Source organism: Erythrobacter sanguineus (assembly GCF_900143235.1).
In the GTDB taxonomy this organism is placed as follows: Bacteria; Pseudomonadota; Alphaproteobacteria; order Sphingomonadales; family Sphingomonadaceae; genus Erythrobacter; species Erythrobacter sanguineus.
Window position 1 is genome coordinate 12712 of sequence record NZ_FRDF01000019.1, and the last position, 21059, is coordinate 33770.

15 protein-coding genes and 2 pseudogenes are annotated in these 21059 nt (G+C 59.7%); 8 read left to right on the forward strand and 9 right to left on the reverse strand.

From position 1 onward, the window contains the following. The first annotated feature begins 11 nt into the window (after window positions 1–11). From BUA05_RS13990 to BUA05_RS14005, 3 genes and pseudogenes are all read left to right on the forward strand, one after another. Complete coding sequence (locus BUA05_RS13990) at window positions 12–962, forward strand: phytanoyl-CoA dioxygenase family protein (RefSeq protein ID WP_072675638.1); 951 nt, start codon at window positions 12–14, stop codon at window positions 960–962. Then, the gene (locus BUA05_RS13995) at window positions 943–5073 is read left to right on the forward strand and encodes a glycosyltransferase (RefSeq protein WP_158093719.1); all 4131 of its coding nucleotides are present in this window, start codon (window positions 943–945) and stop codon (window positions 5071–5073) included. Before BUA05_RS13990 ends, BUA05_RS13995 begins: the two co-directional genes overlap by 20 nt. Before the next feature lie 293 nt (window positions 5074–5366). Then, window positions 5367–6461 (forward strand): annotated as a pseudogene (locus BUA05_RS14005) (IS3 family transposase); the annotation flags it as partial. Between the two features lie 115 nt (window positions 6462–6576). Here BUA05_RS14005 and BUA05_RS14010 read toward each other — a convergent pair. Next, window positions 6577–7188 carry a class I SAM-dependent methyltransferase gene (locus tag BUA05_RS14010; RefSeq protein WP_158093720.1) on the reverse strand — a complete coding sequence of 204 codons (612 nt, stop codon included), beginning with the start codon at window positions 7186–7188 and terminating at the stop codon, window positions 6577–6579. A 165-nt stretch (window positions 7189–7353) separates the two neighbouring features. Continuing rightward, on the reverse strand, window positions 7354–9147 hold the full coding sequence (locus BUA05_RS14015) for a glycosyltransferase family 2 protein (RefSeq protein WP_143150326.1): 1794 nt from the start codon (window positions 9145–9147) through the stop codon (window positions 7354–7356). 104 nt (window positions 9148–9251) lie between these two features. On the opposite strand from BUA05_RS14015, the gene BUA05_RS14020 reads away from it, so the two are divergent. Next, window positions 9252–10391 carry a polysaccharide biosynthesis/export family protein gene (locus BUA05_RS14020; RefSeq protein ID WP_072675643.1) on the forward strand — a complete coding sequence of 380 codons (1140 nt, stop codon included), beginning with the start codon at window positions 9252–9254 and terminating at the stop codon, window positions 10389–10391. Window positions 10392–10809: 418 nt separating this feature from the next. Here BUA05_RS14020 and BUA05_RS14025 read toward each other — a convergent pair whose 3' ends face one another. From BUA05_RS14025 to BUA05_RS14040, 4 genes are all read right to left on the reverse strand, one after another. After that, window positions 10810–12081: a capsular polysaccharide export protein, LipB/KpsS family gene (locus BUA05_RS14025; RefSeq protein WP_245790218.1), complete on the reverse strand. Its 1272-nt coding sequence runs from the start codon at window positions 12079–12081 to the stop codon at window positions 10810–10812. A 274-nt stretch (window positions 12082–12355) separates the two neighbouring features. Next, window positions 12356–13174, reverse strand: coding sequence for a 3-deoxy-8-phosphooctulonate synthase (gene kdsA, locus BUA05_RS14030; RefSeq protein ID WP_072675645.1), 819 nt, complete (start codon window positions 13172–13174; stop codon window positions 12356–12358). After that, window positions 13174–13992, reverse strand: a complete 819-nt coding sequence (gene kdsB, locus BUA05_RS14035; protein ID WP_072675646.1) for a 3-deoxy-manno-octulosonate cytidylyltransferase — start codon at window positions 13990–13992, stop codon at window positions 13174–13176. The genes kdsA and kdsB overlap by 1 nt, the downstream gene beginning before the upstream one ends. Before the next feature lie 5 nt (window positions 13993–13997). Beyond that, on the reverse strand, window positions 13998–15023 hold the full coding sequence (locus BUA05_RS14040) for a KpsF/GutQ family sugar-phosphate isomerase (protein WP_072675647.1): 1026 nt from the start codon (window positions 15021–15023) through the stop codon (window positions 13998–14000). 73 nt (window positions 15024–15096) lie between these two features. Between BUA05_RS14040 and BUA05_RS14045 the strand changes: the two genes are divergently transcribed. Beyond that, window positions 15097–15771, forward strand: a complete 675-nt coding sequence (locus BUA05_RS14045; RefSeq protein WP_072675648.1) for an HAD family hydrolase — start codon at window positions 15097–15099, stop codon at window positions 15769–15771. On the opposite strand, the gene BUA05_RS14050 is transcribed toward BUA05_RS14045, so the two are convergent. Next, complete coding sequence (locus BUA05_RS14050) at window positions 15754–16290, reverse strand: sterol desaturase family protein (protein ID WP_245790219.1); 537 nt, start codon at window positions 16288–16290, stop codon at window positions 15754–15756. The two genes, BUA05_RS14045 and BUA05_RS14050, sit on opposite strands and share 18 nt — an antisense overlap. A gap of 275 nt (window positions 16291–16565) precedes the next feature. On the opposite strand from BUA05_RS14050, the gene BUA05_RS14055 reads away from it, so the two are divergent. Continuing rightward, entirely contained in the window at window positions 16566–17333 is a 768-nt protein-coding gene (locus BUA05_RS14055) for an SDR family NAD(P)-dependent oxidoreductase (RefSeq protein WP_072675650.1), read from the forward strand. Here the strand turns inward: BUA05_RS14055 and BUA05_RS14060 are convergent. Then, window positions 17313–18791, reverse strand: coding sequence for an LTA synthase family protein (locus BUA05_RS14060; protein ID WP_084662749.1), 1479 nt, complete (start codon window positions 18789–18791; stop codon window positions 17313–17315). The two genes, BUA05_RS14055 and BUA05_RS14060, sit on opposite strands and share 21 nt — an antisense overlap. A gap of 203 nt (window positions 18792–18994) precedes the next feature. On the opposite strand from BUA05_RS14060, the gene BUA05_RS14065 reads away from it, so the two are divergent. Then, complete coding sequence (locus BUA05_RS14065) at window positions 18995–20260, forward strand: capsule biosynthesis protein (RefSeq protein ID WP_178139190.1); 1266 nt, start codon at window positions 18995–18997, stop codon at window positions 20258–20260. 99 nt (window positions 20261–20359) lie between these two features. Here the strand turns inward: BUA05_RS14065 and BUA05_RS15130 are convergent. After that, a pseudogene (locus tag BUA05_RS15130) lies at window positions 20360–20486 on the reverse strand (IS3 family transposase); the annotation flags it as partial. A gap of 319 nt (window positions 20487–20805) precedes the next feature. On the opposite strand from BUA05_RS15130, the gene BUA05_RS14075 reads away from it, so the two are divergent. Next, window positions 20806–21059: transposase (locus BUA05_RS14075; RefSeq protein ID WP_143150329.1), on the forward strand; the 254-nt coding region annotated here is incomplete at its 3' end.

Consider the following 21059-nt stretch of genomic DNA (forward strand, 5'->3'; position numbering starts at 1 on the left):
AACACGGCTTTATGAACTATCCCGTCTTTCCGGGCGTGCCGCGAATTGAATCGCCGCTCTTCTCGCAGGACGGCTTGGCTGATCTGACCGCCGCAGAGCAAGTGATCGCACGTGATCTCAACGCGCACGGGTTCGCCGTGTTCGATTTTCCCGATCCCGATGTCGAGGTTCGGATCGAACGGATAAAGGCCAACCTCGGTCCGCATTTCGACATCCCGTTTGGCGATCCTGCGGCCGACAAGACCCGCGGCGAGCGGCGCGTTCAGGATGCATGGGAGTTCGACGATGACGTGCGCGCCATTGCGTCCAACCCGCAAGTGCTCAGCTTGCTGCGCAAGCTGTATGGCCGCGCAGCCTTTCCGTTCCAGACGCTCAATTTCCCGGTCGGCACGCAGCAGGCGGTGCATTCGGATTCGGTACATTTTTCCTCGCTACCCGAACGGTTCATGTGCGGCATCTGGCTGGCGATGGAGGATGTGGCGGCTGGGGCCGGTCCGCTGTTTTACGTGCGTGGATCTCATAGCTGGCCGATCGTGACCAATGCGATGATCGGCCGTCGCGGGTTCGGACAGGACCTGAATTCCGCCCAAGATCCGTTCGCCGAGGCCTGGAGCGCGCTGACCCGCGCGCACGGAGCCTCGGAAGAACCCTTTCTGGCGCGCAAGGGCCAAGCCTTGATCTGGAGCGCCAACTTGCTGCACGGCGGCAGCCCGCAGACCGATCCGACCCTGACCCGCTGGTCGCAGGTGACCCATTACTTCTTCGACGACTGCATCTATTACACACCCGCATTTTCCGACGAGGCGATCGGACAGTTGCAAACCCGTGAACTGGTCGCAGTTCATGACGGCAAGGCACGACCGAACATGTATCTGGGGGAAGTTATTGGGGACGGCTCTTCCATTGACGTCCGTAAAAAAAGGCCTCGGCTTCGGAGCCTCCTTGGATTTCGACCAGCCTGACTTTAAGATATTCGTAAATCGCTATAATTTCAGTCAAGAAGGTAAGCAGATGCAGAACATTGATCCCAACAATGTTGAATTAATCCGTAAGTCTGGATTTTTCGACGAGGAATTTTACCTCGCAAATTACTCAGACGTTGCAATGGTTGGGATTGACCCAGTTGTTCATTATTTATGGATAGGTGCGGCCCTCAAGCGAAATCCTTCGCCAAACTTTTCGACCGAAGAATATCTGTCCGCGAACCCCGATGTGGCGCGGAGTAACCTTAACCCGCTAGTCCACTATATCAAATGGGGTTCGCACGAGGGGCGCCGTGCTTATGCAGCTATATGGCAAGACGAGAAAGACCTACGGGCTCCTGCAAAGCGTCTGATGGAGCGGCACACTCGCGATTGGGATGATGATTCATCCGATTTAATCGGACAGCAAATACGCCAGGCACATTCCGCGGCCGAGAGGGATTTGGTTTCGATAATTATGCCAACCCGCAATCGCGCCGACAAAATTAGGTCAGCAATACAATCGGCACTTTGTCAGACACACGAAAATTTCGAGATCATCGTCATCGATGACGGAAGTACCGACAACACGCGCCAGGTCATAGCGTCGATAACCGATCCGCGCCTCCGGTATATCCACAACGACGGCCCTCATGGGGTATCACGCGCACGAAACCTCGGACTGGATACGTCGACGGGGGACTGGGTATTCTTTCTGGACTCCGACAACACCTGGATGCCAGAGATGGTCGAAACAATGTTAAAGTTCGCCGAGGCAAATACCCTTTCGGCTGGCTATTGTGCTGCCAATATCATCGATGATCTGGGACAACGCAAATCAGTGCTCTATGCCGATTTTGACTTTGAGTCACTCATTCGACAAAACTTCATCGATATGAATTGTTTTTTTATGCGAAGAGATGGTGATTTTTTGAAGTTTCGATTCGATGAATCTTTATATCGCCTGGTGGACTGGGATTTCATTTTACGCATAAGCGCCCGCACGAGAATTGTTGGCCTACCATATTTGGGTGTGCGATATTATGATGGCAGAGCACAAAGAATTAGCAATAGCGAATACAAGCAAAATACCGAATTCCAAAATGTTGTTAATAAAATTAGAGTTAATGCCAGGCAAGCAATTATTGAAGAATTGCCAATTGAAGACTCTTCATCAAAGCGCATCGCAATAGTTTGGCATGTATATCACACAGACAATATCGAATATTTTTTAAACAAGATAGAGATGATCGAATTTGACTTCGATCTGTTCGTGACCACGTCACTTCAGCCAGACGTCAATGCGATTTCACAAATTCGTCGGGCTTGTCCCAACGCCAAGGTATATTTTTTCCCAAATGTCGGAGCTGATATTGCCCCCTTTCTTGAGCTCGCTTCCACGCTCAAGAATTACTCATTGGTTGGGAAAATACATACAAAGCGCAATATGGAGCAATGGGGGGATACGTGGCGGCGTGAGCTTATGGATTCGGTCCTCCGCTCACGGAGCTATATCGATAAAGTCGTAGCGCTGTTCCAATCGAGCCCGCACCTGAAGCTAGTGTGTTCAAAGAACTTGTACAAGCACGGGCGCAGGTGCTCTACACCTGAGACTTTAATGCAAGTAAATTGGCTTGCTGAGAAGACTGGTCTGGAGAGGCACATCAATGAAGAATGGGCGTTTGCTGCCGGAACCATGTTCTGGATACGGCCCGAAGTTCTTCAACCCATAGCCCGTTTTATGTGTGATTCGTCAGGATATAGCGGGCGGGTTCGTGAAGATGGCGATATCGAGCACGGGCTTGAGAGAGTACTTGGTTTAGCGCTTTGCGCCTATCCTGAAGCAAAGGTGGGGCTTGCAGACTCTTCGGGGGAGATAAGCATCCATTCTCCAGTTGAAGGCTACAACAAGGAAGCCATCACGAACACTCTCAGGCGGTTGTGCGCCCAGCGAGCTAACGATGATGATCGTGCTGTGAAAGTTGCGGTGAGCGGCACGGATCCGAAGGCGGGTTCAGCATCACCTCGAAGCGCTGTTGAGGTTCCGAAAAGCGCACGATACTCTCTTCGTTTCTATCCCGATTACACCGTCAACAACGCTTATCAGAACTTGCTGTACAAGTCACTCGAGGGGATAGATGTCACGCCCGGTGACATCGATTCCTGTATCGCACTGCTGTCCCGTTCGGGATCAGGCGACACGCGAGTCGTCTTTCATCTTCATTGGACCAATCCGATCTTCGCTAACGGCTCAAACGAAGCCGATGCTGCTCAGCGTGCGAGCGATTTCGTCGCAAAGCTGCGGCTTTTTCATTCACGAGGCGGAAGAATTATTTGGACAATCCACAATGTGATTTCGCACGAGCCAAAATATCTTGACGTCGAGCTGGATCTGCATCGCACCTTAGCAAACCTATCCGACTGGATTCATGTCCATCATTTGGCTGTCGTCGAGGATGCGCGGCCCCACTATACGTTACCGCCCGAAAAGGTGCTTGTCGCAGCGCATGGTAATTACATCGGCACCCTGAATACCGAAATTACTAGCGCGGAAGCGCGTGAGAGGCTTGGCATCCCGATGCACGCAACCGTGTTTCTGTTCTTGGGGCAGATTCGCAGTTACAAAGGCGTCGACGAGTTGATCGACACGTTCAACGAGCTTAGTAGCCACCACGATAATGTTTGGCTGGTCATGGCGGGCAAAATGCTTGGTGTATCGCAGCAGGAGGTCGCCGCCCGCCTTGGCAGCCACGGTCGCGTTGTATTTCGTCCCGGGTATGTGGCGGACGAAGATATGCAGATTTATCTCAACAGCGCGGACGTAATGGTTCTGCCATATCGTAAGGTTTCGACATCGGGTTCGGCGCTTCTAGCGATGTCCTTTGCACTGCCGGTGATCTGTCCAGCCTCAGGTTTGCTATCCTATCTGATTGAAGATGGGAAGGAAGGCTTCCTCTACCCCCCCGACGAGCAAGGTGGACTGCGCGCTGCGATGGAGCGCTTTCTGGTGTCTGCGCCGGCAGAACGCAAGGAAATGTCGGCATTTGCCTTGACAACGGCCCGTCTTCATAGCTGGGAGGAATCTGCTTCGGCCTTGCAAAGGTATATGGAGGCGCTCGATTTTGGTCGGATGGAACGGCCCAACATTAACGGAAGCTCTCGCCGTTGGTTCGTGAGAGGAGAGCGTGATACGCTGAAGGGCAAGCGCTGCATTGCCATCATCTTGCATTACCAGAATCTCGACGACACGCGCGAGTGTATCGATCGAATAACGATGCAAAGCCCTGACGTAGGTTTGATCGTCATTTCCAACAATGAAGCGCTGTCGGATATTCGGCAATTGGCACGGGAATACCCTGACCTGTACGTTGTACAGGCGGAGGACAATGTCGGCTATGCTGCTGCGAATAATTTCGGTTTGTCGGTGTGCCGGGAACTCGGGTCCGAATTTTTCTGGATCATAAATCCCGACATCGTCGTGCCGCCCAGCTACTTTGACGAGCTGGTCGAGCGTATCGAAGACTGGCCCGACACCGATTTCTTCGGCACGACGATCGTGCCATCGCACAACCCGAACAAGGTTCTGTTTTGCGGTGGCAAAGTGCGCTTGGATAGCGGCGCGGCACCGGCTCACATGTTCATGGGCGCGCGACTTGAAGAACTGCCAGTAAGCCCGTTCGAATGTGACTACCTGACTGGCGCAAACATCTTTGGGCGAACCTCTGCACTCGGTAAGGCCGGATATATGCCTGAGGAATATTTTCTCTACTTCGAGGAAACCGATTGGTTCCTCAGCATGATGGTGGACAAACGCTCGGCAAAGCCGCTGGTATTTCCTGATCTGTTCGTGAAGAACCACAAGAGATCTGAGGCGGGACTTGTGCCGAGCCGATACTACATATATTATTTTATCCGTAACTCGTTGTTATTTGGTAGAAAATTCACCCCGGATCAGGTTTGCGCCAGTGAAAAGGGGGCCCGTACATTTGCCGATGCATGGCTCAGGAAGGTCGCCCAAGCCGCTCCCGAGAGGTTGACTGAATTCGAGTTGCTCATCGAGCGAGCGCTCGATGACGGGCGTCATCAGAAGGTCGGGCGTGTTGCCCTGTAGCATCCAACCAATCGTGGAAAACGAGATGGCAGTTACAGGGGCTGCCGCCTCACTCCGAAGCCTGCCAGTCGCTGGAGCGACATTGCGAGATACGAGGTTTTTTCGAGCCGGTCCACGATGGTTAAATGTTCGCCGATTTGAGCGTGCGTTAGTTCTGTACAGGTCGTGCCGTGAAGCCTGAATGGTTTCGTCACTCGAACTCCAATCCTATTTGCTCTGCCACCTGAAAAATGGACCACTTGGGGGTAGAGTTTCCCGCCGTAATCTTTCCTCGCTGGGCGAGGAGTTACGGCATGAAGGCATCGAAGTTCACGGACGCGAAGAAGGGGTTCGTCGTGAAGCAGGGCGAGGAAGGCACGCCTGTCGCTGAGATCTGCCGCAAGGCTGGGATCAGCCAGGCGACCTACTTCAACTGGAAGAAGAAATACGCGGGGCTGCTGTCATCTGAGATGCGGCGGCTGCGTGAGCTGGAGGACGAGAACAGCCGGCTCAAGAAGATCGTCGCTGATCTGACGCTTGATCGCGAGATGCTGCAGGATGTCACCAAACGAAAGCTCTGAGGCCGGATCGGAAGCGCGAGCTGGTCGACGGGATGCTGTTGGACTGGAAGTGTCGATCAGGAGGGCCTGCCGGGTTCTGCCGTTCGACACTTCCAGTTACCACTATCCGTCCCGCCACACCGATCCGGCCTTTCTTCAGAAGCGCATCAAGGAGATCTGCGAGACGCACGTCCGCTACGGCCATCGCCGTGTCTATCACATTCTGCGCCGAGAAGGCTGGGTTGTGAATGCTAAGAAGGTATATCGACTTCACAGGGAGTTGGGCTTGCAGCTGCACAACAAGACGCCCAAGCGGCGGGTCAAGGCGAAGCTGCGCGAAGACCGTGCTCCTGCGATCCGGCCGAACGATGTCTGGGCCATGGACTTCGTGCACGATCAGCTGGCGACGGGACGCAAGCTCCGCATTCTGACGGTGGTCGATACCTACTCACGGCGATCGCCGGTCGTCGATCCGCGGTTCAGCTATCGAGGCAAGGACGTGGTTACCACGCTGGAACAGGCATATCAGGAGATCGGCTACCCCAAGACGATCAGGGTGGATAATGGCAGCGAGTTTATCTCTCGGGACATGGATCTGTGGGCTTACCAGCGCGGAGTAACCTTGGACTTCTCCCGCCCTGATAAGCCCACAGACAACGCGTTCATCGAGGCGTTCAACAGCAAGCTGCGCAGCGAGTGCCTGAACGCGCACTGGTTCTTATCGCTGGAGATGCTTGCGAAGAGCTGGAGGCCTGGCGTAGACACTACAACGAAGAGCGACCGCACAGCGCAATTGGGAATATCCACCCGATCATGCTGGCAAACTCGGCCGGTGCAACCAGCCCACCGGACCTGAGCAAGGCGGAAAACTCCAGACCCGAGCGATCCAAGGTTGGGTGGCAGTGCGCTATTCATCTGCTTGGATGGCATACGAAAACAGCACAGTCACGTCTCAGAAGACGTATTACAACCTTCGTGCGATACCCATTCCAGCGACTTCGCCCAGCCATTCGAACTCGCGATGAGGTTTCACTAAGAGATCGACGACTTTTCGGACCCCGGCCGTTTTACGCATGAGCTCGGGTGCTGGAGCGTTCTTCATGGTCGGGCTGCTAGCATAGGTCCAATCCAAGTCGTCAAAGATGATGAAGCCCCGAGGTGTCAAAACCTTGGACACCAACGTAAACGCTAAAGCGTCTACATCCCACGTATGGGCACCATCCAAAAAGCAGAAGTCGAACCTGCTTCCTTTTTCAATCGCATCCATGAGAAACCAGTTGTATCCGAGTTCATGAAAAACAAACTCGGAATACGCCTCAAGTCCGACGCGTTTGATCAAATCATTGGCAATTGGACTCCGCGTTTTGGCCGCCGGCGTATCGACGGACGTCAATCGTCCCCGGCCATTTTCATCTAAGGCTGCACTAATGTAGCTCGCTCCAACACCGCAAGCGAACCCGAGTTCAAGGCAGTTTATGAATTTATTTTCAATAATAATATCGTATAGTACCTTCCCTTTTTCTGCTGTCGTATGCGGAATCCCTGCCACAAGCTTAGATACTTCATTGAACTTCATGTCATACTCCATGATTCATCATGCAATTATAGATAGATATGCGGCTGCAATTTCGTCTTCCTTAAGCATATTTTAACGCCACCTGCGGCGACTTTTTTATTCTTTAGTGGCATACTTCAACTTACAGGTAAACTGCTCGCCAAATGACATGCTTCGACCGCAAATCTATGGGACAGAACGGACGTAAACCTCTTTCCCTCGATCAAGCCCGGAGTGGTGCCACGGATCCACCACCCGCGTCGTGTCCCATCGCTCCTGCAACACCTTGAGCTCGCGCATGTAGCGCTCCAGATGTTCGGGATCAAAATCCAAGCCGCGCGATTTGCTTTCGTGATGAATGAGGGTCGCTGCAGGGGTATAAATGTTGGTCAGCCCTCGCTCGCGCAGCTTCAGGCAAAGATCAACATCGTTGTAAGCCACCGCAAGACCATCTTCATCCAGTCCGCCCACCGCTTCGAAATGGCGCCGCGAGACCAGCAGGCACGCTCCTGTGACCGCGCTGGCTCCACGCGCAATCAGAGCCTGTGCGTAGTAGCCAGGCTGGCCTTCGGGTAAGGCGCGGTGCGCGTGGCCAGCGGCATTGCCGAGTCCGATCGCCACGCCCGCATGCTGGATCGAGCGGTCGGGATATAGCAGTCTGGCACCCACCGCGCCGATCCCCGGCTGCATCGCTTCGCGTACCAACGCGCTTAGCCAGTGCGGTTCGATCACCTCGATGTCATTGTTGAGCAAACACAGAAATTCACTGCGCGCATGGCTGGCTGCGAAATTGTTGATCGCCGAATAATTGAACGGATGTGGCCAGCGCACGATTGTGACGCGCGGATCAGCGGATACCTCCTCCATGTAGCGTAGGGCCTCTGGCTCGACGCTGTCATTATCGGCGATGATTAGGTCAATCGCCGGGTAGTCGGTCGCGCGAAGCACCCCTTCGACGCAGTTGCGCAGCAATTCGACACGGTCGCGCGTGGCGACAATAACGCTGACTGTGGGCGGCGGGTCGGGAAGCGGAAAGCTGAGCGCGACGGTGCCAAACGGACCGGGAAAGATTTCATCGACGCGCGCGCCGAGTACGCGACGCACGGCCTTTATGTTCAACGTACCATCGCGGCGCCAGCCGCCTTCGGAAGTGAGAGCGGTGATGCGCGGGATATGCGTAACCGGCATATCTTCGCCAATACGTAGGATGAGTTCATAAAGGCTTTGCGGCCCGCCCTCATTCCCGCGCGCAAGCACATCCAGTGCCGGGCCCACTGCCAGCGCACAGGCCCGGCTGACATAGTCCTGCGACAGGATCATGCGGGGATCCCATTGCGGCTTGAGCCACAATTTCGGCTTTGCTCGAAACCGGCTGATCTCACCTTCGTCGCCATAGAGCAGCGTGGGTTCCGGTGCACCGGCCGGCGGCGGTTGGCGCAGCAGATAAGCGCCGTAGGCTGCAAGCCCATGGCGCGGCAGAAGCGAGGCGGAATCGAGCGGCACGAGCCAGTCTGCACCGATCGCACGCGCTTTGACGAGCGCAGCGTGCAACCCTTCGATGCGTGAGTCGCAGGCGGTAGGCAGCACGGTGACTGCCCCGCCCGCCAGCTGCGGAATCTGCGCGCCTGCCTCGTGGGTGACTAAGATGCCCCGGGCCGCAGGGCCGTGTTCCTGTGTCGAACGCAGCGTGCGGCGGACCGAAGCAGGGTCGTCCCCTCGCGCGATGTGGCAATGCACACAAAACACGGGGCCTAAGCCATCTAATTCTGCGGCTGCCACGATCTCCCCGTCCTCGATTCCAACGGCGTGAGCCCAGCGTGCGTGGGCGAACGGCAAGCCCTTGATGGCGGCATCGATCCGCGCGCGCGCACGCAGTTTCTTGCCCAGCAGCCGCCACCATAGATTGGCCATGAAATGATGGGGCCTAAGGCCAACCAGCAAAAGCAGATCCATCGGACGCTGCTGCGAGATACGGCTCACAGTGCGTTGAGTGGGTTGGCCTGAATTGTTCTGCAATGGGCTATGCCTGCACTAGCTTTGTCGTTAGAGCAGCGGTCCATACGCAAATCCGGCAAAAATTGGCAATGAATCTGAAACTCATCTCTTTCGCTGTCGTGCTGAGTGCGCTCAGCGCCTGTTCGACCTTGCCCTCCAGCGGCCCGACCGGCGGTCAAATCGAACGGTCCGCTATAGAGGCTGAGGCAACCGGGCTGGATATTGCCGTGGTTCCAGTCGCTTCCGTAGCCGACGTTCCACCCGCCGCCCCGCCGATCGAATGGCAATTGCCCGATCTTGCGACACCGCCCACCGACCTGATCGGTCCGGGGGATGTGCTGGCGATCACCATTTTTGAGGCCGGCGTGTCGCTGTTCAGCGGTGACGCACCCTCGCCGATTGCCGGGGCGGGAGGCTTTGATCCTTCAGTCAAGGCACAAACCCTGCCCCCCCGCCGCGTGGACGATAATGGCTTTATTGATGTGCCCTATGTCGGACCAGTGCTGGTGGCGGGTCAGACAATGGCCCAGATCCAGGAGCAGATCCGCCGCGCACTGCGCAATTTATCGCAGGACCCCCAGGTCCTGGTCAACCGCCAGGAAGTGATCAGCAATTCGATCATCATCGGCGGCGAAGTGGCCCGCCCCGGGCGGCTTATACTACAGACCAATCGCGAAAGCCTGGCCGATATCATCGCACTATCAGGCGGTTATCGCGGCGAGGCCCGCGCCCTTGTGCTTCAGGTCGAGCGCGGCGAGAATGTGGCGCGGTTGCGGCTTGGTGATGTGATGGCCGGCCCCTATCGCGGCCTGCGCGCCTATCCGGGCGATCGGCTTACCGTGCTGGCAGAACCGCTGATGTTCTCGGTGCTCGGTGCCACCGGCCGGGTCCAGCAAATGCCTTTCCTGCGTGAACGGATGAGCGTGGTCGAGGCGATAGCGATGGCGGGAGGACCGAGCGATAACACTGGCGATCCTGAATCAGTGTTCCTGTTCCGCTATGCCGGGCCGACCGAGACCGAACCGACCGTCTATCACTTCAACATGATGGAAACGCCAACCTTCTTTCTCGCCCAGCAATTCGCGCTGCGCGACGGCGATATCCTGTATTTCGGCAATTCGGCCTCAAACCAGCCGCGCAGGCTTGTCCAGACCATCAGCCAGTTGTTTGCGCCGATCGTTACGGCCACAACACTAACCAACAATCTCGGTACCGGGCCGTCTAATTGATAGTGGGCGGTGGTTGACGAGCGGGTTGATCGAACACGCTATAATCGCCCAGGCGGTCTAGGTCGTACCAGGGCTGACCACGCGTGACTGTGGGCCAAGTGGCTGGTCGCCTGTGATCATCTTAGCTGCCGTGATCTGCCCAATCTGAATTCCGTAGATTCCCACAGTTGCACTTTGGGCCGGCGGAGACCCCCGTGGCGCGCGAACCCCGTACACATACTGGTCTGGGCAATCATGAAAAAACGGATTGCACTTATTTGAGCTGGTAGCGCCACGGCCGCACGAAATCAGGGTTTTGCAATCATGCATGAACGATTTCGCAGAAAAAACTCATGAGCCGCATATGCTCTGCAGTCGAGGTAATGCCAGCAAAAAGTCTGCTTAATCAGGCTTCCATCTATGGTCTTAAGTAGTCTCTTCACGCCCTGAAAGTCCGACGGATTCGGCCCATAGCACGGCGAACGGCAACAACAGCGGTTGCGTTAGGGCTGAGGTTCGGCGCCCCATCCGCAAGGCGCTCTACCAAAACTTCAGCCGGACAGGGCAAACCAGTCACAGGATCCAGATAGCGTGGGTAGAGGAGCAGCGCCGCAGCGATCAATTCGTCGAGCGTGCGCCGTCTGGTACGACGTGGCGGGACGTGGCCTCGATCAATTGTCAGGCCCCAGCCAGCATAAAACGGGACGCCGTGGACTGTCACCTGCTTGCCGCGCATCAGCGCCTCGAAGCCGGCAAGCGAGCTGTTGACGTGAAGTTCATCGACCATCGCAATTAGCGGGGCCATCGGACTCGTCGTCTCAACCCGGTCGGCAAGCGCGACCATTTCGTCAGGGGCGATCAAGCCACGGCGGTGACCTGCCAGCACGTCCGGGTGCGGCTTGTAGATGAGGTAGGCCTCGGGCCCAGCCTCAGCTCGCGCGCGGCGTAGCAGCTCAAGGTTCGAAGCCAGCGCGCCGCCGCTGGTCACCGCGCGGTCATCTTCGACTTGGCCGGGGACGAGCACGTGGCGCCGCTCGCCGCCGGGTCGTGCGACTTCTGCGACCGCTCCGGTCTCGTATTTCGATAGGCCGCCGGCGATGATCGATTTTCGCAAGGCGCGCGCGCGCGCAAGAAGGTCAGGAGAGAAATCCCCCTCCTCCAACAATCGTTCGATCCCGCTCGGGTTACCGGGCGCAAAATGGGGGCCGTCTTCGTCAACGATGATCGACAACGGCGGCACACAATCGGCGCCTAGGCCAGACGAGCGGATAAAGCCGTCCTCTATCTCGAAGATAGACGCCTCTGCTTGCTCGACTGCGCGGGCCTGCGGGCGGGATAGCCGGGCGCGCCAGATCGCAACCGCCGAGCCTTCAGGCAGATCAATCAGCGTCCGGCCATAGGGCACCCGCGCGCCTGCCCATAGCAGCGGTGAGACGGTCGGCTTCTTCCAGTAGGCGATGCCCATCACCGAATGGATGCGCCGGTTCGCATCGATCAGCCGCCGCCACGTGCCGCACAGGGTGATGGCGTCCAGCGCAGTCATCGCGCCCCCATCAAAGGGACTGCGCCAGCACCATCCGGTGAGGTGGGCGGCAAGCAAGCGCTCCGCATCGCCGTCATCCGCGTCGCGTTCGGCACCTCCGTCCGCAACAAGGGTCAACGGCACGCCGGCCGCCAGCACCAGCAACCCGCGCGGGTCGTCAACGGACAAACGGGCGCTGCCTGCGCTGTCGAGTAAGGGCCAAGGATCGAGCGTTGGCTCCCATAGGAGTGCCCCGGGCCGCGGAACCTTCGCGCCGTCAAGCACAAATCCACGCTCTGGCAGGGGCATCTGTCGGCCCCAATAGCAACCGCCAACGCGGTTTATCCGCAGCGCTGTAAGCAGGGTCGAAGCTTCCCCCGCCGTACTTCCGCCGGGCGTCGCGAAACACGTTGCGCGCGCGCCAGGAAAAGGCGGAATGGCGAGGATCGGTACTGCCGCCATCTCAGCCCAGTGTGGCGATGGCGACGATCTTGCGCAACAGTTCAGCGAGCCCATCAAGCGAAACCATGTTGGGTCCATCAGAAAGGGCGCTGTCTGGATCGGGGTGGGTTTCCATGAAAAGTCCATCGATACCGACAGCCATCGCAGCGCAGGCAAGAGGTTCGACGAACTGCCGCTGACCCAAAGACCGGTCACCGCCGCCGCCGGGCAGTTGAACGCTGTGGGTCGCATCGAACACCACCGGTGCTCCCATCTCGCGCATGATCACAAGTCCGCGCATGTCGACGACGAGGTTGTTATAGCCAAAACTGGACCCACGCTCGCACAGCATGATTTGCGGATCGGCAATGCCCGCGCCATCAGCCGCAGCGCGGGCCTTGCCCAGCACGGCCGCCATGTCGGGTGGGGCCATGAACTGGGCTTTCTTGATGTTGACGGGACGGCCGCTGGCGGCAGCGGCCATGATGAGATCGGTCTGCCGCGCCAGAAACGCCGGCGTCTGGAGCATGTCCACGACTTGGGCGACGGCGGTGATCTGATCAGGCAGGTGCACGTCGGTCAGAACGGGCAGCCCGGTTTCGCGGCGCACCTTTTCGAGCACGCGCAGGCCTTCCTCCATCCCGTGACCGCGGAACCCGCCCACCGACGTGCGGTTGGCCTTGTCAAAGCTGGCCTTGAAGATCACCGGCATGCCCAGACCCGTGCCGATGTCTTGCAAGCGCTCGGCAATGGAGAGGCAAAGCGCCTCGCTTTCGATCACGCAGGGGCCCGCGATCAGGAACGGCGGCGCGCCGGGTGCGCGGCGGAAAGCGGGTAACATCAGGCAAGCTCCAGGGCGGCACGACGGGCCAGTTCAGGCTCGATCAAAGCAATGTCGCCGGGGTTGTTAAGTTCAATCATTTCCCAGCCCGGAGCCGCGCAGATCGCCACACCCACCGGCAGGCCGGCATCGATGAAGCGGAGCTGTTCAAGCCCCTCCTGCAACTCAAGCGGTGCAGGCGCACGCGCGGCGTAATCCGCAAGGGCTGCGGGGCGATAGGCATAGAGGCCGAGATGCAGCAGCACGCTCTCGATAGGCGTCGTGCCGGGTGACACATGGGGAATGATCGATTTGGAGAAGTACAGCGCACGCCCCTTGCTGTCGCAGACTACCGTCGTCCCCCCGACGCGCCCTGCGGCGGCATCGGTTTGCAGGTGGGCAAGCACGGCGGGGCTGGCGGGGGTAGCAGCAGTAGCCATCGCAAGCCCCGGATCGGCTTCGAGCCGGGCGACCACAGCAGCCACCATCGCCGTTGGCGTCAACGGGGCATCACCTTGCAGGTTGACGACGATGTCCGGCGCCTCACCCAACGCGACAAGCGCAGCAGCGCAGCGTTCGGTCCCGTTGGTGCAGGACGTGGGGGTCATCACCGACACCATGCCCTCTGCATCGGCAAGGTCAGCGATGGCCTGATCGTCGGTCGCAATCACGCACCGCGCCTGCGTCCCCAACACCCGAGCCGCGGCAAGGCCGGCTTGCCATGTGTAATGCAACGCCGGACGCGGCACCCCGTCAGCGCCGGTCAACATCGCCAGCGGCTTGGCCGGAAAACGCGTCGAGGCCAGCCTTGCCGGGATGATAATCAGGATGCGCGACATGGCAACTAGCGTGGGGCGCCGAGCGTAGGTTCGGGTGCCGGCGGCACCGCGATATCGTAGATCTGCACGGCCCCCAAGGGCACCCGCGGCTGCCGCTCGTCAACCACGAACAGAACGGTGATGCGATGCGTGTTCATCAGCTCGAACGCTTCCTGCACCCGCGCCGTGCGCAGGATCGTGCGCGGCATATCGGTCATCACATCGGCGGCCGTGCCGAACACGACATTGCGGGCGCGGCGGCGCAAATCGCCGTCAGTGATGATGCCGACCAGTTCGCCCTGTTCATTGACCACACCGGCAATGCCCAGACGCTTTTCTGTCATGGTCACCAGCACATCCGGCATAGGCGAGGCCAAGCCGACCAGCGGCAGCCGGTCGCCTGCGTGCATCACATCTTCAACGCTGCGCAGGTGCAGCCCGATCTCACCACCGGGATGAAGCGCGCGGACATCCGATCCCGAAAGCCCGCGCGCGCGCATCGCCGCGACGGCCAGGGCATCGCCGAGCGCGAGCATCATGGCTGTCGACGTGGTAGGGGCAAGGCTGGAGGTGCAGGCTTCCTCGACCTTGGGCAAAAGCAGGCCGAGGTCCGCCGTGCGCGACAGCAGAGAATTGGGGTTGCGCGAAATACCAATCACCGGACAGCCGATGGCCTTGGCGTAGATGCAAAGCGGCTGCACCTCAACCGTCGCACCGCTATTGGAAAAGACAATCAGAACATCGCCAGGACTGACCATGCCTGCATCGCCATGCGCGGCCTCGGCGGCGTGAACGAACAGCGCCGGAGTGCCAGTGGCGGCGAGGGTCGCAGCGACCTTGCGGGCAACATGGCCCGACTTTCCGATCCCGGAGACAATGACACGCTGCTTGCAGCCCAAGATCATCTCGACCGCCTGCCTGAACGTGTCGCCAAGCGCATCACTGAGCTCGCGCAGGGCATCAGCCTCCATAGTGATAACACTACGGCCGATCTCTACATGGCTCGGGCGCACCTCGGTATCGCGATCGGGGCGAAGGCGGGGGGATACCATTTGCAATTGCCTCTTTGTAAAGGTGTCAGTGTGCCAATGTGGCCCGAAGCGGATCAGGAACTTTCATCATAGCATGAGCGTCAAAAACATCATCTTCGATCTCGATGGTACGCTGATAGACAGCGCCCGTCTGACCGGCGCCATCATCGATCAGATGCTTGCGCAGCGCGGAGTACAGGTGCGCGCCGATCGCGACCTGATCCGCCAGATGGATGCCGTGGGCGGGCAGGCGATGATCGCCGCAGTGCTCGGCCGCCATTGCTCCGATCCGGAGGCGGAGATAGCCGCATTCCGCGCGCTCCATCGCACGATCGCGACCCCAGCCGACTTGCCGTTTCCCGGCGTTAGCGAAGCGCTCGCCGCGCTGCACTCGGGCGGCATCGGGATGGCAATCTGCTCGAACAAGCCGCAGGATCTGTGCGAGAAGATCCTCGGAGATCTTGGGCTCGCCAGGCATTTTACCGTTATAATCGGCAGCGCGCCCCACCGGCCCCGCAAGCCCGCCCCGGATGGCGCGGAGATCGCGTTGGCGGCGCTGGGCGGAACGTGCAGTAACACGTTCTATTGCGGGGATTCGTTGGTTGACCTCGCCACCGCCGAGGCGGCAGGCCTCAGGGCTGCTCTGGTCGCGTGGGGCTACGGGACGGCCGAAGCGCTTGGGCGCGCACCCAGGACGCCGGTCTTCACCACGATGACCTCCCTGGCCGATCACATCCTCGCGCATCGCGGCTCAGGCCTTGGGGGCTGAGGGGATACGCGTCGCAAACACACGGTCCCACACCATGCCGGTAATCGCGTAGTTGCCTTTCGTCTTGAGGTGGTGGTGACGCATGTGGTGGGCCTTGAGCATCCGACCAAGGCGCCTCTTCATCGGGAACTGGTGGCAGGCATAGTGGACGATATCATAGGCCACGTAGCCGGACATGAAACCGAACAGCAGCCATGTGCCTGCCGGGCCGGCGACCGCAAGCGCGGCGGCCCAGACCAGCAATCCCACCGGAATACTGACGATTGGCGGCATGAGATTGCGAAAGGGGTCGTTAGAATCGGCGTGGTGATTGCCGTGGATGATGAAGACGGCCCGCTGCAGCAGCGCCGAGCGCGGTTCGAAATGGAAGAGATAGCGATGCAGAAGGTATTCGGTCAGCGACCAAACCAGCCAGCCGATCCCGACCAGCATTGGCGCCCACAAGGTCGGCACCGTTGCAATTCCGACGAGCGCAATCGCGGGCAAAAGGATTGCCCAAAGCACGACAAACCACCGCATCGAAATGACGGTCAACCGCTCAAGGCGGGCGCTACGAAACAATTTTACGCGCGGGTGAGAGGGCGATGGCTCAGACGGCATCTAAACCCCATTTAAATAGAATACCTCGAAGTCAAGGCGCATGCGACAAACTACAATAGAATTAAGACGATTAGCCTTGGGATGCGCCCTTCCCCTTCAAGGCCGCCTTCTCACAGCCCGCAGGCTGCGCCATGATCCGCGGGGCAGACGCTGTTTCTCTTGACGCCCGAACAGCTTCGTATCCTATAACAGCAATGGGCCAAGAACTATCCTGCGTAGGTGCACGTATTTTCATCAGCGGCGCATCTGGTGCGCTCGGACGTGAGCTTGCCATGCGGCTTGCCGGACCGGGCGTGCGCCTGTCGCTGTGGGGGCGCAACCCGGTACACCTTGGCGAGGTGGCTTCGGCATGCCGATCGCGCGGGGCCGAAGCGGAAACCCGCTCACTCGACCTTGCCGGTCTTGATGCCGCGGTGGCGGCGCTGGCCGAAGAGGACGCGGCGGCACCCTTTGATTGCGCCTTTCTTGTCGCCGGGCAGGGTGACACACTGCCTTGCGGTGCCGTGGTCGAGCCTCCGGAACAGGTGATCCGCCTGAGCCAGACCAATTTCACGGCGCCCGCCACGCTGGCAGCGATGCTGGCCGAACGCATGGCAGAGCGTGGGCGAGGGCGGATTGCGCTGGTGGGAACCGCCGCCGCTTCCCATTCGCTCCCATTCGCGGCGACCTATTCCGGGAGCAAGGCCGGCCTTGCCCGCTATGCCGACGCCTTGCGACTTGCCGTCAGGGATCGCGGGGTCAGCGTCACGCTGGTATCGCCGGGCTTCTTTGCCGGTGGGCCGACACACGCGCGGCCAGGAGAAATCCCTGCCGGGCGGGTTGCGGACAAGATGATCGCCGCAGTGCTTGCAGGCCGCGCAGAACTGGTGGTGCCGCGGCGCTTCCTGCTGCTGCGCTGGCTGGACCGGCTGCTCCCGCGTCCGGTCAGGGACCGGGTGCTGTTATCGCTGCGCCTCCCCTAGGCAAATCGCGTCGAGGATGGCGTGGTGAAGCTCGGCCGGCGTCAGATCCTCTCCCGCGCCATTGCCAGGCAAAGGCGTCCCGTCGCTGGCGAAACGGAGCATGACGTAGGGCGTGTGGCGTTTCGGACCGGGCTCGCTCGCGCCCGGGATGCTGGGCCGGTGATCGCCGAAGAAGCACAGAAGGGCAGGCCGCCCAAGTCGCGGCAGGGCATCGATCAGGCGCGCGAGCATGGCATCGCTGCGGGCAAGCAGCCGCAGATAGGGCGAAGCCCCGCGCGCGGCATCGCACTCTTCCGGAGGCCACGGCCCGTGGTTCTCGATCGTCACGGCGTAGAGCAGGCTTGATCTGGCACTGCCTCGCGCGATTTCAATGATACGATCAGCGACCGCCGCGTCGGTAACGTAGCGCCCCTCGTCGGGGCCGGGGCGGGGGAAGAATTCCTCACCGACAAGGTTGCCGAAACCGGCCTCGGGCATGAGCCGATGCCGTCCGTAGAAACGCATGTCGTGCGGATGCACGAACCAGCTGTCCCATTCGTCGCGGCCCAGGCGGTTGGGCAAAGCCCAGCTCGCCTCGCCGCGGGCGGTCAGGAAGGGGTCGAACCGGCGCGTGCCCAGCACCTCTTCGCCGCGCCCGAAAAGCACACCGAACTCGGTCCGCATAGTGTAAGCGCCGAAGCCCGAAACCAGCAACCTGCCATGCTGCCAGGCAAGGCTTCGCGCCGTTTCCAGCGTCGGAAGGGACAAGCCGGGGTCATCGAACAACGCAACTGGATCAGTAAAGGATTCGCACTGAACGATCACCACCAGCTGGCCGGCCCGGCCTGTGACCGGCGGCGCGTCGCAGGGATCGGGATCGGGCCTGCCGCGCCAGTCGTGCCAATGTGCGAGCAGGCTCGCCACCAGCCCGTGCCGCATGACATCGACATCGGGATCGGGAGCGGAGGCTTCGAGAGGCCAGCCGATGCGCCGTAATGCGACGGCTAGGCCCGCTGCGGCCACCAATCCCAGCCCCAGGCCCAGCAGCCGCGGCTGGGCATCAAGGTTCGAAAGCAGCGCCAGCGCCGCGAAAGCAAGGACAAGCCCGCCGCCCAGCAGGACGACCTGAACCGGTCGCAGGGCCGTGAGGTAGAATTGCGGATGCTGGAAAACCGCGCCGATAAGAGCGAAATCGCTGAATACCAGCGGCTCGCCCAGCACGCGGCGCTTGATATTCGAAATCAGCGAAAGAGCGGCAAACAGCGCCGCGACCACGACCCCCGATACCAGCAACGCTCCGGTAATGACGAGCACGAGCGCAAAAGCGAGAATGGCGACAAGCAGCAACACAGCCGTGCCCCGCAGGCTGCGCGGAAGCAGCGAAAACCGCCCATGCGGTGCCGTGAAGGCATCTGCCATGACAACCAGTACAGCAAGAAGAAGGGCTTCAGCGGCCATAATGAGGGAGGCCTCGCTCATGGGCGCGCCTCCCGCAACGCCAAGGCCGCGCGTGTGGGCGCTTTGCAAATCCGGTCACGGCTGTCCTTTGTCATCAGTTCCGGCTAGCGTCGATGGAGGCAGGAAAGCAAAAACAAAATGATGTCCCGGCATCGACAAGCCAATACCGGGAGGACTAGGGGATGCAGACAAGACCCCGAACACTGCATGGCCCCGTTCCACTCATGACCGATCAACAGATCCTGCCGCAAACCGATCAGGTCTTGCCTGCAGGAAGGCCGCGCCGCGTGATGCTGCTGCAAGGATTGATGGGGTCATTCTTCCGGCGCCTCGGTCTTGGCCTGCAGAAAGCCGGTCACGAGGTTTTCAAGGTCAATTTCAACGGCGGTGACAGGGCCTATTGGCGCTTGCCGAACGGCATCGATTATCGCGGGACGCTGGCCGAATGGCCCGAAAGCTTTGCCCGGCTGCTCGAGAAACATCGGATCAGCGATGTGATGCTGTTCGGCGATTGCCGCGACCATCACATGGCGGCCCTCAAGGTTTGCCGCGCGCGCGGTGTGAGGGTTTGGGTGTTCGAGGAAGGCTATCTTCGGCCCGACTGGGTGACCATGGAGTTGGGGGGCGTCAACGGCCACAGCACGCTTCCCCGAGACCCGCAGTGGTACCGCGACCGTGCGGCCATGTTGCCTCCCCTCCCGGAACACAGCAAGGTTCCCTCCTCCTTCCGCCGCCGCGCGAGCGAGGGCATCGTCTACAACGTGGCTGACGTCCTTTCGCGCTCACATTTCAGGGGCTGGCGCACGCACCGCCCGTGGCACCCGCTGGTGGAAGGCATGGGCTGGGCGCGCAAGTTGTGGCGCAGCCGGGCGCGGCGCGACCAGGCCGCTACCCTGTTAGCGCGACTGCAGGAGCCAGGCACCGCCTACTTCCTATTTCCGCTCCAATTGGACTCAGATGCGCAAATCCGGCTCCACTCACCCTTCGCCGGGATGCTCGAGCCACTAAAGCTCGTCCTTCAATCCTTTGCCGATCACGCCCCACCCGGCGCCCGTCTGGTGGTTAAGGAGCATCCCCTCGACAACGGGGTTCGCGACTGGCAGCTGGAAACCGCAGATTTGGCAGAACGCTTCGGCATTGCCGAGCGGGTCGACTATCTGGCTTGGGGCGATATCGAAACCATTGCCGAGCAGGCCCTGGGGATGGTCACGATCAACAGCACCAGCGGCACCCTTGGCCTGGCGCGCGGCGTGCCGGTGATAGTCCTCGGCTCTGCGATTTACGACTTGCCAGGGCTAACCGCGCAAGGGGGCTTGGATCAGTTCTGGCACCGCCCCACCCCGCCAGACCCGGATACATTCGCGGCGTTCCAAAGGGTGTTAATTGACCAATGCCTCATTCCGGGAGGCTTCTTCTCCGACGAGGCCCTGAGCAAAGTCATGCGGCACGCTATCGCCCGGTTTGAGGGGCGCAGGCTTTTGCCGGACTAACAGCGCAAGCGATTAGCGCCTCACGCCCAGATGTTTTCGACAGGCCGAGGTCTCACCTCGAGCTTGTGGCAACGCACGCTCTTGCGATCGGCCTCAATGGCACGCCCGCCGCTCGCTCATCCCGTGGCACGCCTGGAGATGAGCGGCAGCTTCCCGCTTTGCGGCGGGCGCACCACTTTGAAAGAAGATCCTTCAAGGCTACATTGTCCAGCATCGTGTCGGCCATCGAATTCATCGGCACACCTGACGACAGACCCGGCATTCGCATACACAATCGGGACAGAGATCGTTGCAAGTAGCGCTGATGCAATCGCTTGATGGCGTTGTCCCGCTCGCCGCGAAAGCGAGAGGCATAGTACGACAATTTTTCCATCCTCTTTAGAATGCCTTGCAGACTATCACCGGCAATCCCGTCAAGGGCGCCTGACACCCAGCCGCTGTAAGTCTTTTGCATCTCAACTGTCCCCCGTCAGCACCAATGGCACAGATTTGAGGTTGTGATTTAAGGAGGGTTAGGGCTTCGTCGTAGTGACGAAGGAACGAAGATGAAGACCCAACCCTCCTTGAAGAAATCGCCCCCCAAGAAGGCCCCTGCCGAGCGGGTGGTGAAGGACATCCGGCGTGCAACCCGTCGCCATTTCTCGGCTGAGGACAAGATCCGCATCGTGCTCGACGGGCTGCGCGGCGAGGACAGCATCGCCGAGCTGTGCCGGAAGGAAGGCATCGCCCAGAGCTTGTATTACACCTGGTCCAAGGAGTTCATGGAAGCAGGTAAGCGCCGGTTGGCCGGTGATACTGC

Bases quoted from the DNA above. Each gene is read 5' to 3' on its own strand.
- BUA05_RS14060 (WP_084662749.1), bottom strand. From the start codon at position 18,791: ATGAGCGAGGCCTCCCTCATTATGGCCGCTGAAGCCCTTCTTCTTGCT.
- kdsB (WP_072675646.1), bottom strand. From the start codon at position 13,992: ATGTCGCGCATCCTGATTATCATCCCGGCAAGGCTGGCCTCGACGCGT.
- kdsA (WP_072675645.1), bottom strand. From the start codon at position 13,174: ATGTTACCCGCTTTCCGCCGCGCACCCGGCGCGCCGCCGTTCCTGATC.
- BUA05_RS14040 (WP_072675647.1), bottom strand. From the start codon at position 15,023: ATGGTATCCCCCCGCCTTCGCCCCGATCGCGATACCGAGGTGCGCCCG.
- BUA05_RS14065 (WP_178139190.1), top strand. From the start codon at position 18,995: ATGACCGATCAACAGATCCTGCCGCAAACCGATCAGGTCTTGCCTGCA.
- BUA05_RS14045 (WP_072675648.1), top strand. From the start codon at position 15,097: ATGAGCGTCAAAAACATCATCTTCGATCTCGATGGTACGCTGATAGAC.
- BUA05_RS13990 (WP_072675638.1), top strand. From the start codon at position 12: ATGAACTATCCCGTCTTTCCGGGCGTGCCGCGAATTGAATCGCCGCTC.
- BUA05_RS14020 (WP_072675643.1), top strand. From the start codon at position 9,252: ATGAATCTGAAACTCATCTCTTTCGCTGTCGTGCTGAGTGCGCTCAGC.
- BUA05_RS14010 (WP_158093720.1), bottom strand. From the start codon at position 7,188: ATGAAGTTCAATGAAGTATCTAAGCTTGTGGCAGGGATTCCGCATACG.
- BUA05_RS14055 (WP_072675650.1), top strand. From the start codon at position 16,566: ATGGGCCAAGAACTATCCTGCGTAGGTGCACGTATTTTCATCAGCGGC.
- BUA05_RS14050 (WP_245790219.1), bottom strand. From the start codon at position 16,290: ATGCGGTGGTTTGTCGTGCTTTGGGCAATCCTTTTGCCCGCGATTGCG.